The 12,096-nt window shown below is 74.2% G+C and carries 13 protein-coding genes; 8 read left to right on the top strand and 5 right to left on the bottom strand.

Going from position 1 to position 12,096, the window contains the following annotated elements:
* Nucleotides 1-2,096, top strand: a 2,096-nt coding sequence (cydC, locus tag GSY69_RS12510) for a thiol reductant ABC exporter subunit CydC (RefSeq protein ID WP_160954173.1), incomplete at its 5' end; no start/stop codon positions are given.
* Nucleotides 2,097-2,174: 78 nt separating this feature from the next.
* On the opposite strand, the gene sepH is transcribed toward cydC, so the two are convergent.
* Nucleotides 2,175-3,509, bottom strand: coding sequence for a septation protein SepH (sepH, locus tag GSY69_RS12505; RefSeq protein ID WP_160954172.1), 1,335 nt, complete (start codon nt 3,507-3,509; stop codon nt 2,175-2,177).
* A gap of 183 nt (nt 3,510-3,692) precedes the next feature.
* Between sepH and GSY69_RS12500 the strand changes: the two genes are divergently transcribed.
* Nucleotides 3,693-4,814, top strand: coding sequence for a ferrochelatase (locus GSY69_RS12500; protein ID WP_160954171.1), 1,122 nt, complete (start codon nt 3,693-3,695; stop codon nt 4,812-4,814).
* A 37-nt stretch (nt 4,815-4,851) separates the two neighbouring features.
* On the opposite strand, the gene GSY69_RS12495 is transcribed toward GSY69_RS12500, so the two are convergent.
* On the bottom strand, nt 4,852-5,091 hold the full coding sequence (locus tag GSY69_RS12495) for a hypothetical protein (RefSeq protein ID WP_160954170.1): 240 nt from the start codon (nt 5,089-5,091) through the stop codon (nt 4,852-4,854).
* Between the two features lie 236 nt (nt 5,092-5,327).
* Here GSY69_RS12495 and GSY69_RS12490 point away from each other — a divergent pair, with 236 nt between their 5' ends.
* Nucleotides 5,328-5,627 (top strand): DUF4193 domain-containing protein, encoded by a 300-nt coding sequence (locus tag GSY69_RS12490; RefSeq protein ID WP_160954169.1) that lies wholly within the window; start codon nt 5,328-5,330, stop codon nt 5,625-5,627.
* 140 nt (nt 5,628-5,767) lie between these two features.
* Here GSY69_RS12490 and GSY69_RS12485 read toward each other — a convergent pair whose 3' ends face one another.
* Nucleotides 5,768-6,226, bottom strand: a complete 459-nt coding sequence (locus GSY69_RS12485; RefSeq protein ID WP_160954168.1) for a DUF3093 domain-containing protein — start codon at nt 6,224-6,226, stop codon at nt 5,768-5,770.
* Between the two features lie 70 nt (nt 6,227-6,296).
* On the opposite strand from GSY69_RS12485, the gene dut reads away from it, so the two are divergent.
* The 3 genes from dut to GSY69_RS12470 all read left to right on the top strand — a co-directional run bounded on the left by dut (nt 6,297) and on the right by GSY69_RS12470 (nt 8,063).
* A complete protein-coding gene (gene dut, locus GSY69_RS12480) occupies nt 6,297-6,755 on the top strand; it encodes a dUTP diphosphatase (RefSeq protein ID WP_268528552.1) in 459 nt (152 codons plus the stop codon).
* Nucleotides 6,756-6,836: 81 nt separating this feature from the next.
* Nucleotides 6,837-7,691, top strand: a complete 855-nt coding sequence (locus GSY69_RS12475; protein WP_160954166.1) for a DUF3710 domain-containing protein — start codon at nt 6,837-6,839, stop codon at nt 7,689-7,691.
* Nucleotides 7,692-8,063 carry an OB-fold nucleic acid binding domain-containing protein gene (locus GSY69_RS12470; RefSeq protein ID WP_160954165.1) on the top strand — a complete coding sequence of 124 codons (372 nt, stop codon included), beginning with the start codon at nt 7,692-7,694 and terminating at the stop codon, nt 8,061-8,063.
* A 67-nt stretch (nt 8,064-8,130) separates the two neighbouring features.
* Here GSY69_RS12470 and GSY69_RS12465 read toward each other — a convergent pair whose 3' ends face one another.
* Nucleotides 8,131-8,937 carry a potassium channel family protein gene (locus tag GSY69_RS12465; RefSeq protein WP_160954164.1) on the bottom strand — a complete coding sequence of 269 codons (807 nt, stop codon included), beginning with the start codon at nt 8,935-8,937 and terminating at the stop codon, nt 8,131-8,133.
* Nucleotides 8,934-9,602, bottom strand: a complete 669-nt coding sequence (locus tag GSY69_RS12460) for a potassium channel family protein (protein ID WP_160954163.1) — start codon at nt 9,600-9,602, stop codon at nt 8,934-8,936. The genes GSY69_RS12465 and GSY69_RS12460 overlap by 4 nt, the downstream gene beginning before the upstream one ends.
* Before the next feature lie 41 nt (nt 9,603-9,643).
* Here GSY69_RS12460 and GSY69_RS12455 point away from each other — a divergent pair, with 41 nt between their 5' ends.
* Nucleotides 9,644-11,659, top strand: a complete 2,016-nt coding sequence (locus GSY69_RS12455; RefSeq protein WP_328698871.1) for an APC family permease — start codon at nt 9,644-9,646, stop codon at nt 11,657-11,659.
* On the top strand, nt 11,656-12,096 hold a 441-nt coding region (locus GSY69_RS12450), incomplete at its 3' end, for a TRAM domain-containing protein (protein ID WP_328698870.1). The genes GSY69_RS12455 and GSY69_RS12450, both read left to right, overlap by 4 nt.

Genomic DNA, 12,096 nt, shown 5'->3' with positions numbered 1-12,096 from the left:
TGGCCGCCGTGGCCCGCACGGTGCCCGTCATCGCCGCCACCCACGACCCGGCGCTGCTCGCCGCCGCGCAGGCCCGCATCGACGTGGGCGCGCCCGGCCCCCGGCCGCATGCGGTGCCGGCCCGGCCTGACACCGCGACCGTCGCCTCGGCCCCCAGCGCCGCTGTCTCGGCCGGCGGCGCGCCCGCCGCGCTCATCGCCCCGTCACGCGCCGGGGTGCCGACGGGTGCGGCTGCGGCGGACCCGGCCGGCCCGGCCGGGACGGGTCGCCCGGCGGCCCATCCGGCAGGAGCGGACGGCCCGGAGTCCGCTGCCGGGGACCGGCCCCCGCTGCGCACCCTGCTCGGGCGCCTGGCGCGGGCCGTGGACATCCGGGCGCCCAAGTTCTGGCTGGCCGTGCTCATGGGCGTCTGCTCGGCCGCGGCGGCGAGCGCCCTCATCGCCGTCTCCGGCTGGCTCATCGTGCGCGCCGCCGCCCACCCGCCGATCATGTACCTGCTCGTCGCGATCGTGGGCGTGCGCTTCTTCGGCATCTCGCGGTCCGTCTTCGCCTACGCCAAGCAGCTCTGCCTGCACGACGCCGTGCTGGGCGCGCTCACCCGGCTGCGCGCCGCCGTGTGGACGGCGTTCGCGCGCACGGGGACCGCCAACCGCACGCTCCTGCGCGGCGAGCTCGCCCTGCGCCGCCTCATCTCCGACGTCGACGACATCCGGGATCTGGCGCCCCGCGTGGTGCTCGGGCCCATCGTCGCCGTCATCCTCGCCGCCGCGGCGATCGGCGTCGAGTGGTCCGTCCATCCGGCCGCGGGCCTCCTCACCGCGCTGGGCTGCGCCGGCGCGCTGCTCGCCGCGCCGGCACTCGCCCTGGCCGCCGATGCGCACGCGAGCACCGCCCGCCTGAGCGCCCGCGGCAGGGTGCTCGACGGGCTCGCCCGCCTGCTGTGGGCGCGCGAGGACCTCATCGCCGCGGGCCGCGCCCCGGCGGCCGCGGCGCAGGTCGCCCGCGACGATGTCCGCACAGCGGGCTGGGAGGCGCGCGCCCTGCGCGCCACCGGCGCCGGCGAGTCCCTCGTCACGGTGTGCGGCGTGCTCACCGGCGTGCTCATGCTGCCGGTGCTCGCCGGGGCCGTGGCGGCCGGGGAGGTCTCCGGCGAGATGCTCGCGGTGGCCGTGCTGCTGCCGCTCTCGCTCATCGATCCGTTCGCCGATGCCCTGACCTCCCTCCAGCAGTGGCCTGCGCTGGCCTCCGTGCTCGCGCGCACCCCGGAGCTCGACCGCGAACCGTTCGCCGCAGGCGCTCGGGCACTCGAGGCCGAGGCCGGGGATGGCGGTGCGGCCAGGGGAGCTGCCGACGGCGGCGGGGCGGTCGGCGGCGGGTCACTCGCTCACGGCGCCGCACGCCTGCGGGAGGGCCAGCCGCGCGAGCTCGTGCTGCGCGCTGTGGCCGCCCGCTGGCCGGGCACCGACCGCGATGTGTTCACCGGGCTGAGCGCCGCCGCGCAGCGCGGTTCCTGGACGGTCGTCACCGGCCCCTCCGGGGCAGGCAAGACGACTTTGGTGAGCATCGTGCTGCGCTTCCTCGATCCGCGCGCGGGCAGCTACGCGCTCGACGGCGGGGATGCCCTGGCGCTGTCGCCCGAGGACCTCGCGGGCCACATCGCCTGGTGCCCGCAGGAGGCGCACGTCTTCGATTCGAGCCTGCGGGCCAACCTGCTCCTCGCCCGGCCGCGCGACCTGGCGCCCGACGACGCGGAGCTCACTGCGGTGCTCGAACGGGTGGGGCTGGGCGGCCTGGCCGCGGACATGGGACTCGACGCGCGCATCGGCGCCGGGGGCGGCCGGCTCTCGGGCGGCCAGCGCCAGCGGCTGGCCGTGGCGCGCACCCTGCTCGCCGGCGCCAGCGCGATCGTGCTCGACGAGCCCACCGCGCACCTCGACGAGGCCCTGGCAGCGGCGCTCATGGCGGACCTGCGGGCCGGCCTGGCCGACACCGCCGTGATCCTCGTGACCCACGACGAATCGCTTGCGCTGGCGGGGGACCGCCGCGTGGCGGTGGGCGCCCGGCCCGCAGCCGTTCCGGTCGCTCAGCCGCGCTGAGCGGCCGGGCGGCCTGACTGCGGACGGCCAGGCGGGACCGGAACGTGCCTGCCCCGGGGCCACCGGGACGGATGGGCGTCAGTCGCGCTTCGAGCCGAACATGATCTCATCCCAGCTGGGCAGCGACGTGCGCCCGCCGCGGCGCTTGGACTGCTGCTCACCCGGATCCTTGGCATCCGAGGCGCGCAGCGGCTCGGACGGGCCCCCTCCCGCCTCGTTCTCCGGGGCGCCGTCGGTCACACCCGGCTCGTCGAGCAGCGAGGGCTGATCCGGGGTCGCGGCGTCATCGAAGAGCACGCCCGGGGCGATCGGCTCGGTGTCATAGGAGGTGCGCTGCCCGGCGGGAGAGTGCGCTGCCTGGGCACCCTGCTCCTGCGTCCCCGGATCGTGCGCCGCGGACTCCTGCGCATCGGGGTGCAGCGGCGCATCGGCGAGTGCCTCGGATTCGGCTCCCCATGCCTGCGCCTCGTCATCGGCGCTGCGCGGCAGCGGGAAGACGCCGTCGTCCTTCGCGTCCTGCGGACGCGAGAGAGCGGTGTGGGCGCCATCGGGATGCGTGGGCGGCTCCTCCGCGACGGAGTGCAGCCCCGGGGGCTGCTCGCGCGGGGCCTGGGTGTCGTCCGGGCGCCCGCGGCGCCGGCGCAGCCCCTCGAGGATCCGGCCGGTCTCCGCGGCCTGGTCGCGGTGAGCGGCGCCGCCAGCCGAGGCACCGGGCGCACCGCCGGGGGCGGGTGCGGTGCGCTGCGCCCCGCGCGCCGAGCGCTGCTCGCTGCGGCGGTTCTCCGCCTCGATGTTGAACACGCGCTCGGTGCCGGAGCCGAAGTTCGGAATGGGCCCGGAGTCGGTGGGGCCGGCATCGGAGAGCCAGCGCGCCTCGTCGTCGAGCGGGCGCACCGAATTGTGGCGGTACTCCCACGCGGCGGTGCGCCGGCTGCTCGCCGCGGTGAAGGACAGCTCGACGTGCCACGCGCCGCCCTGGGACTTCCAGGCATCCCACTTCATCGAGTCGAGGTCGACCTCGCGCAGCGCCAGCCGCTCGGCTGCGAGCTGGGCGAGGGGCCGGGGTGCGTCGTCCAGGTCGTTCTGGGGGTAGACCAGGCAGCGGCCCGCGCGCTCGGCGGTGTGGCGGCGCTCGGCGAGCACGGGGTGCTCGTAGGTGCGCACATGCTCGAGGTCGGCGCCGGTGGTCTCCGCGATCTCCTCGGCGGTCATGCCGGAGCGGACCATCGCCTGGATGTCGCGGGGGCGCAGCGGCTCGCCGGGGGCGGGGCCGCCGGCGCGGCGGGCCCGGTCGCGCCGGACCGCGGCGAACAGCTCGTCGTCGATGGGCAGGGTGAACTGCTCACCGCTGCCGTCGGCGAGGACCAGCGTCGCCCCGTCGTCGACGGCGCCCTGCAGGCTCAGCTCGGTCATCTGCGCTCCTTCGTGGTCGGACTTCGCTCCCGATCGTGTCACGCGCGGCCCGCGGCCGCGGGCATTGGCGGCGCGAGTCGCGCGATCCGGCGGCCGAAATCGCCCCATTCCGCCCCTCGGGACCGGCGATCTTGCCCTGAGTCCCGGCGCTGTGCTGCGCCGGGGCGCCGCTAGGCTGGCCCCATGAGCTCAGTCCAGCCCTTCGACGCAGTCATCCTCATGTCCTTCGGCGGTCCCGAGGCGCCGGAGGAGGTGCTGCCGTTCCTGCAGAACGTCACGCGCGGGCGCGGCATCCCCGATGAGCGCCTCGTGGAAGTGGGGGAGCACTACTACGGGTTCGGCGGCAAGTCGCCCATCAACGATCAGAACCGCGCCCTGCTCGCGGAGCTGCGCGCCGAATTCGACCGGCGGGGAATCGACGTGCCGGTGCTGTGGGGCAACCGCAACTGGGAGCCCTATCTCACCGACGTCGTGCGCGCCGAGCACGAGCGCAGCGGCGCCCGCCAGTTCCTCGCGATCGACACCTCGGCGTACTCGAGCTACTCCTCGTGCCGCCAGTACCGCGAGGACTTCGCCAAGACGATCGACGCGCTGGCCGCCGAGGGCATCGAGGTGGGCTTCGACAAGATCCGCCAGTACTTCAACCACCCCGGCTTCGCGGCCGCGGAGCTCGACTGCGTGCGCACGGCCGCGCGGGCGTTCGCGGCCAAGACCGGCGGCCTCGACCCGGAAAGGCACCGCCTCCTCTACGTCACGCACTCGATCCCCGATGTCATGGAGGACGCCTCCGAGGCGCAGACCGCGGGCTACCGGGCCCAGCACGAGGCGCTCAAGGACTGGGTGAACGAGCAGCTGGCCGACGAGGTCCCGCTGCGCTCCGAGCTCGTCTACTGCTCGCGCTCGGGACCGCCGTCCATGCCGTGGCTCGAACCCGATGTCAACGACCGGATGGCCGAGCTCAAGGAGGAGGGCGTCGAGGGCGTCATCGCGGTGCCCCTGGGCTTCGTGTCGGACCACATGGAGGTCAAGTACGACCTCGACACGGAGGCGGCCGAGACGGCGGCGGAGCTGGGGTTCGCCTATGAGCGGGCGGCCACCGTGGGCCTCAAGCCGCAGTTCGTCGCCGGACTCGTCGACCTCGTCGAGGAGCGGGCCGCGCAGCGCCGCGGCGAGCCGGTGGCCCCCCCGGCCGTCACCCGCCTGCCGGCGCTGGCCGATGGCAGCGGGGCGTGCAGCTTCGAGTGCTGCCGCGGGGTGCGCGAGCGGCCCACCGTGCCCAACTGGCTGCCGGCCCCCGGCGCCTGAGGCGGCGCGGGCGGGGCCGCGCCTGGTCCGGGCGGCCTCAGCTGCTCGGACCGCGCTGGGCCTCGGGGACGATCGGGATGGCGCCGGTCTCCGCGGCGAGGATGCGCTGCATCTCCGCGGTGTCGACCTCGTTGTCGCCGGCGATCTCGACGAGGCCCTGCAACTCGTCGACCAGCGATTCCACGAGGTAGTCCTCGTCCGCGGCGCGCGCGGCGCGCAGGCGCTCCTGCAGATCGGCGACGCGGCGGTCGAGCTCGGCTTCGAATTCGCTGGTCATGACATCACCATCCTGTTCGTCGGGTATCCGCACCCTACTGTTTCATGGAACACATCGAAACAGCTATCTCATCATGTGAATCGCGTTTCTGAGACTGATTCGGCGGGTGCGGAAACTGCTCGGCAAAAGCCCTTGCCACATGCGGTGCTGTAGTGGACAATGCGAGGGAAGTTGTGCGGTGGGGGCCCTTTCACCGCAAGTTCACCACCAGAGAATGCGGAGTGTGATCCGGGCAGATGGCAACAGACTACGACGTCCCGCGCAAGCAGGACGAGGAACTCAGCAGCGACTCGATCGAGGAGCTCAAGGCTCAGCGCAACCAGCAGCAGGCGAGCCAGGTCGACGAGGACGAGGCGCAGGTGGCCGAGGGCTTCGAGCTGCCCGGTGCGGACCTGTCGAACGAAGAGCTCTCCGTGCGCGTGCTGCCCAAGCAGAATGACGAGTTCACCTGCATGGAGTGCTTCCTCGTGCGCCATCGCTCGCAGCTGGCCGAGGACAACGGCGGGGTGCTCATCTGCACCGACTGCGCGGGCTGAGCGCCCGGGCGCAGCGGCGCAGCGACCACCGATAATGGCGAACCCCCTTCCGCGGAAGGGGGTTCGATTGCGCTCGGGGAGGATGGAGCCGGGCACTGCCGGCCGGGAATGCGCCGCCCGGCGCCGCCGGCCGGCTGGCCTCAGCCGCGCAGCGCGGCCGCCAGCTCTTCGGGGCGGCGCGTGGAGACGATCCAGTACGGGGTCGGATCGGCAGGGTCGGCGATGTCGATGCGCACGGCGGGCCCGATCCACGGACGGGTCATGAGGAACGCGCGGGCATCGAGCCGGAAGCCGCGCGCCTCGAACGCCTGCTGCTTGTCCAGGGGCGTGACCTCGCCCACAAGCGCCCGCTCGATGTGGGCGACCCCGGCGTAGAGCTCGCGATCGGTGACGACGACCGATTTGATGGTGGCGCGCAGCGCGAGCACGAGCAGTGCGAACGTGATGAGCGGGACGATGAGCCCGCCCCAGTGCCAGACCGGATAGACCATGACCGCGGTCATGGCCGCGAGCACCGCGGCGACGAACCACCAGGCGGGGGTGGGGCCCAGCCGTTCGGAGTAGCGGACGGTCGATCCCGTGTGAGTCTGCGGTGCCATGGCCCCATTGTCCCACGGGCGCCCCGCACGCGCTGGCAACCGCGGGCGGGGAAGACTAGAGTCCGGACACGTGACGACCAACAGCGTGAGCGTCGAGCTCAAGCGCCTCGATCCGGACCTGCCGCTGCCCGCCTACGGCCGTGCCGGCGATGCGGGCGCGGACCTGTGCTCCGGCGAGGACTTCGTCCTCCAGCCGTTCGAGCGGCGCACCGTGCCCACGGGGGTCGCGATCGCCCTGCCCGCGGGCTATGCCGGCTTCGTCCACCCCCGCTCCGGCCTGGCGAGCAGGCACGGGGTGACGCTCGTCAACGCGCCGGGCACGATCGACGCCGGCTACCGCGGCGAGATCCGCGTGCCCCTCATCAACCTCGACCCGCACGAGCCGGCCGCGATCTCGCGGGGCGACCGGATCGCCCAGCTCGTCGTCCAGCCGGTGGCCCACGCGCACTTCGAAGTCGTCGGCGACCTGGAGGCCAGCGAGCGCGGAGCGCGCGGGTTCGGCTCCACCGGCGGGTTCGGGCGCGCCTGAGCGCAGCCGCCCCCCGGCCGCGGCCCAGCGCCGCGCAGCACCCACGAAGACCACAGGCAAGCAGACACAGGAGGCACCACGATGGGCATCTTCAGCCGCCGCAAGCGCCGCGAACAGCCCGAGGCAGTCGAGGAGAACCCGGCCGTCGAGGACTCCGCAGCCGAGGAGGGCTCCGCGGCACCCGACGACTCCGCAGCCGAGGACGCGCCGGAGCAGGGCGCCGCAGCACCGGGCGGCGGTGCGCAGTCCGCACGGGCCGCCCAGGCAGCCGCCGATGCGGATGACGACGACGAGTTCGCCAAGGAGGCGCCCCTCGACCGCCTGGAGGCGGGGCCCTGGGACGCCCAGGAGGATGCGGACCCGGAGCTCAACCGCCTGGAGCTGGGCGCGCTGAGCGTGCCCGTCATCGACGGCATGCAGATCCAGCTCGAGGCGGAGGAAGACTCGGGGCAGATCATGGCGGTCTCCCTCATCCACGCCGGCGGCAGCCTGCAGCTGCAGGCCTTCGCGGCCCCGAAGAGCGAGGGCCTGTGGCGCGAGGTGCGCGAGCAGATCGCGCAGAACATCGCCGCGGCCGGGGGCGAGGCGCGCGAGCTCTACACCGCTGTGGGCACCGAGCTCATCGCGAAGATCCCGGCGGTCGACGAGGAGGGCAACGAGGGGTTCCGCCCCGCGCGCTTCCTGGGCGTCGACGGTCCGCGCTGGTTCCTGCGCGGCGTGCTCGGCGGGGCCGGCGCGGTCGACGACGAGGTGCGCGCCGCCCTCGTCGAGGTCTTCCGGGGCATCATCGTCGAGCGCGGCACGGAGGCCATGCCCCCGCGCGAGGTCCTGCCGATCACCCCGCCGAACGTGGACGAGGAGCCCGAGGCCGACGCGCAGGACGACGACGGCTTCGATCCGTTCGAGCGCGGCCCCGAGATCACCGAGGTTCGCTGAGTGGCCTCCCTCCGGGCGCTGCTCGAGCGCTTCGGGTCCACCGAGGAGGCCGCCGAGCGCGACGACCGGCGCCGCTCCAGCCTGCCGGACTGCTGCGCGATCGGCGCCGCGGCCGCTCGCGAGCCGGTGCGCCTGGCCGGCGTCATCGCCTCGGTCACCCGCTCGGTGGCCGAGGAGGCGCCGCGCTGCGATGTGGTCGTCAGCGACGGCACGGGCTCGGTCGAGGCGCGCTTCCTGGGCCGGCGCGACATCCCCGGCATCGCCCCCGGCCGCGTCATCGTCGTGACGGGCCGCTGCTGCGACCGCGGCGGCCGGCTGCGCCTGCTCAACCCCGCCTACGAGCTCGTCGAGCGCTCCGCGGAACGGCTGTAGGCACGCGGCGGGACGGCAGGCGCGCCCCGCGGGCGCTGCCCGGCGCGGACCTGTGCGGACGCCGGCGCTAGGCGCGCTCGGCGTCGCCCCCGGCCTCCTCGAGGTCGGCGGGCACCTCGGCCGCGCCGTCTGCGCCTTCTCCGCCGCTGCCTTCGCTGCCGTCGTCTTCGTCGTCGTCGTCGGCCCGCCGGTCGGCCTCGGGTGCGGCCTCCGACTCCTCGGCCCCCAGCAGCGTGCGCAGCCGCGCCTCGCCCTCCGGCGCGGCGAGGAAGAAGAGCTCGTCGGCGCCCACGATGAGGTCGTCGGCGGCGGGGGCGAAGGCCCGGCCGCTGCGCACGATCGCCACGAGCACGGAGTCCGCCGGCCAGGTGATGTCGCCCACGCGCCGGTCCTCCACGGAGGCCGTGTGGTGGACGGTGAACTCCATGAGCGTCGCCCGCCCGCGCTCCAGGCTGAGCAGGTGGACGAGCCCGCCCACCTCGACGGCCTCCTCGACGAGCGCGGTCATGAGGCGCGGAGTGGAGACCGCGACGTCGACGCCCCAGTTCGCGTCGAAGAGCCACTCGTTGCGCGGGTTGTTCACCCGGGCGACCGTGCGCGGCACGCCGAACTCCGTCTTCGCCAGCAGGCTGAGCACGAGGTTGGTCTTGTCGTCCCCGGTGGCGGCCACGACGACATCGGCGCGCGCGAGGTCCGCGTCCTCGAGGCCGCCCAGTTCGCACGCGTCGCCGAGCAGCCACGCGGCGCCCGGCACGCGGTCGCGGCGGATGGCGTCCTTGCTGCGGTCGATGAGCAGCGCTTCGTGGCCCTTGCCCAGCAGCTCGCGGGCCACGGAGCGGCCCACGGAGCCCGCCCCGGCGATGACGACCTTCATTCGGCGTCCTCCTCGATGGGCTGGTCGAGCGCGCGCACGATCTCCTCGAGATCGGGCTGGGCGCACATGAGGTGCACGAGGTCGCCCTCCTGGACGAGCATGCCGGGCTTGGGCAGCAGGCCCTCGCCCGCGCGGGTGACGAAGCAGACCCGCGCCTCGACGGCCGATTCGATCTGGGCCACCGGCCGAGCGATCCAGTCCGGGTTCAGGTGCACCTCGGCGAGCACCATCCGACCGGAGGAGTCGCGGAACTCCGTGGCCGCGCCCTGGGGGATGAGACGGCGCAGCATCTGATCGGCGGTCCAGCGCACGGTGGCGACGGTGGGGATGCCCAGCCGCTCGAAGATCTGCGCGCGGCGCGGATCGTAGATGCGCGCGGCGACGTTGGCCACGCCGAACGTCTCGCGCGCCACCCGGGCGGCGAGGATGTTCGAGTTGTCCCCGCTCGAGACCGCGGCGAACGCATAGGCGTCGCCGGTGCGCGCCCGCGTCAGGGTGTCGCGGTCGAAGCCCAGCCCCGTGATCGTCGAGCCGGAGAAGTCCTTGCCCAGCCGGACGAACGCGTCCGGGTTCTGGTCGACGACGGACACCGAGTGCCCGTAGGAGTCCAGCGAGCGCGCCAGCGAGGCGCCCACGCGACCGCAGCCCATGACGACGAAGTGCATGCGGGGGCCATCCCTTCCCGGGTGATCTACGATGGGCTGTCGTGGGTTTCTCTGATGCCGTCAAAAGACTACTCGTCGGGCGCCCGTTCCGCAGTGACCGGTTCCGACGCGAAGTCCTGCCCAAGCGCATCGCGATGCCCGTCTTCGCCTCGGACATGCTCTCCTCCGTGGCCTACGCCCCGGACGAGATCCTCCTCGCCCTCTCGCTCAGCGGCGCGGTGGCCCTCACCGCCTCCCCGTGGATCGGCCTGGCCGTGGGCGCCGTCATCCTCGTGCTCGTCCTCTGCTACCGCCTCAACCTGCGCGCCTACCCGGGCGGGGGCGGAGACTACGAGGTCGCCTCGCGCAACCTCGGCACGCGGGCGGGGCGGGCGGTCGCCGCGGCCCTGCTCGTCGACTACGTCCTCACGCTCGCCGTCTCGCTCACCGTCTTCGCCAGCTATGTGGGCACCGCGGTGCCGGCCCTCAAGCCGTTCCGGGTGGAGGTGGCGATCCTCGGCATCCTCGTCGTCACGGTCGTGGGCCTGCGCGGTTGGCGCGGGATCCGACGGGTGCTCGCCATCCCCACCTACCTCTTCCTCGCCGCCGTCATCGTCACGATCGTCGTGGGCATCGTGCGCGTGGCCAACGGGGACGTGCCCACTGCCGCGACGAGCGGGCTGAGCGTCATCGCGCCGGACGGCGAGCCCGGGCCGCTGCACGGCGCGGCCGCCGCCTTCATCGTGCTACGCGCCTTCTCCTCCGGCTCGGTGGCGGTCGCGGGCATCGAGACCGTCGCGACCGCCGTGCCGAACTTCGCCAAGCCGCGCGGGCGCAACGCCGCGAACACGCTGCTGCTCACCGGCCTGCTGTCGGCCGGCATGCTCATCGGGCTCACGTGGCTGACCGCCCGGCTGGGCGTGAAGTTCGTCGCCGACCCCGCGCACTCGCTCGCCGGCCCGGGCGGCCAGGCAGTGGCGCACGCGGACCAGGACCCCGTGATCGGCCAGATCGCCGCGGCGGTCTTCTCCGGCGCACCCGCGCTGGCGCTCATCGTCGTCGTCGTCACCGCGCTCGTGCTCCTCGGGGCCGCCAACACCGCGGTCGAAGGCTTCCCGGGACTGGCCTCCCGCCTGGCGCGCGACGGATTCGTGCCCCGCCAGCTCGCCACCCGCGGGGACCGCCTGACGTTCTCCAACGGCATCCTCCTGCTCTCCGCGGCCGCCGTCGTCCTCGTCATCGGCTTCCAGGCGCGCGCCACGGACCTCATCGAGCTCTACCTCGTGGGCGTCTTCCTGTCCTTCGCGCTCGGCCAGCTGGGCATGGTCAGGCACTGGTCGCGGCGGATCCGGCGGATCGTCTCCGGGCCCGCCCGGCGGCGCATGATGGCCGCGCGCGCGGTCAACGCGCTGGGCCTGGGCCTCGTGGGCGCCGTGCTGCTCGTGGTGCTCGTGTCGAAATTCACCCACGGCGCGTGGATCGCGGTGGCCGCGATGGTCGTGCTCTACGCCCTCATGGGCCTCGTGCGGCGCCACTACGCCCGCGTGGACGCCGAGCTGCGCGCCAGCCCCGACGACACGACCGCGCGCACCCTGCCGGCGAACACGCACGCCGTCGTCGTCGTCACGGCCATCCACAAGCCCACGCTGCGCGCGCTGGCCTACGCCCGCGCCACGCGCCCCACCTACGTGAATGCGATCTGCGTGGCGGTCGACGAGGAGGCGGCCGAGCGCCTGCAGCGCCGCTGGGACGAGATGGCGCTGCCGGTGCCGCTCACGGTGCTCGGCTCGCCCTACCGCGAGCTCGTGCGCCCGGTCATGAACTACATCGCGCGGATCCGGCGCCGCTCGCCGCGCGACCTCGTCATCGTCTACATCCCGCAGTACATCGTGGGCCGCTGGTGGGAGAACATCCTGCACAACCAGACGGTGCTGCGCCTGAAGTCCCGGCTGCTCTTCGTGCCCAACGTCGTCGTGGCCAGCGTGCCGTGGCGCCTGCGCTCGTTCGACCGCAACCGCGAGGCGCTCGTCGCCCGCAGCGGCGACATCGACGAGGACGTCCTGGGGACCATGCGGTGAGCGGGCCCGCGGATGCGCCCGCGCCCGGCGGGCTGAGCGTGGGGGCCGAGCTCGTGCTCAGGCCCGAGGCGAGCGCGGCCGGCGGCCAGGCGCTCGCGCGCACACCGGACGGCGTCGTCTTCGTCTCCGGCGCCATTCCGGGCGAGGAGGTGCGCGCGCGGGTGCACGAGGTCCGCCGCGGGTTCGCCAGGGCCGCCGTGCTCGAGGTGCTCGAGGCCTCCCCGCACCGCGTGCCCGACCGGCGGCTGGCACTGGGCGCCGCCGGTGCCGGCGGCATGGAGTTCGCCCACGTGGAGCTGGCCCACTCGCGCGCGCTCAAGGCCGCGGCGCTGGGCGACCAGCTGCGCCGGATCGGCGGCATCGACGTGCCGGTCGACCTCATTCCGGCCCCCGGGGAGGCCGCGGCCGAGGCGGCGGCGCCCGCCGGCGCGCCAGAT

This window comes from Brevibacterium rongguiense, assembly GCF_009857845.1.
Taxonomy (GTDB): Bacteria; Actinomycetota; Actinomycetes; order Actinomycetales; family Brevibacteriaceae; genus Brevibacterium; species Brevibacterium rongguiense.
The sequence above is the reverse complement of the archived record's forward strand: the minus strand, read 5'-3'. Positions and strand labels throughout refer to the sequence as shown.

Bases quoted from the DNA above. Each gene is read 5' to 3' on its own strand.
- GSY69_RS12500 (WP_160954171.1), top strand. From the start codon at position 3,693: ATGAGCTCAGTCCAGCCCTTCGACGCAGTCATCCTCATGTCCTTCGGC.
- GSY69_RS12495 (WP_160954170.1), bottom strand. From the start codon at position 5,091: ATGACCAGCGAATTCGAAGCCGAGCTCGACCGCCGCGTCGCCGATCTG.
- GSY69_RS12460 (WP_160954163.1), bottom strand. From the start codon at position 9,602: ATGCACTTCGTCGTCATGGGCTGCGGTCGCGTGGGCGCCTCGCTGGCG.
- GSY69_RS12465 (WP_160954164.1), bottom strand. From the start codon at position 8,937: ATGAAGGTCGTCATCGCCGGGGCGGGCTCCGTGGGCCGCTCCGTGGCC.
- GSY69_RS12485 (WP_160954168.1), bottom strand. From the start codon at position 6,226: ATGGCACCGCAGACTCACACGGGATCGACCGTCCGCTACTCCGAACGG.
- sepH (WP_160954172.1), bottom strand. From the start codon at position 3,509: ATGACCGAGCTGAGCCTGCAGGGCGCCGTCGACGACGGGGCGACGCTG.
- GSY69_RS12490 (WP_160954169.1), top strand. From the start codon at position 5,328: ATGGCAACAGACTACGACGTCCCGCGCAAGCAGGACGAGGAACTCAGC.
- GSY69_RS12475 (WP_160954166.1), top strand. From the start codon at position 6,837: ATGGGCATCTTCAGCCGCCGCAAGCGCCGCGAACAGCCCGAGGCAGTC.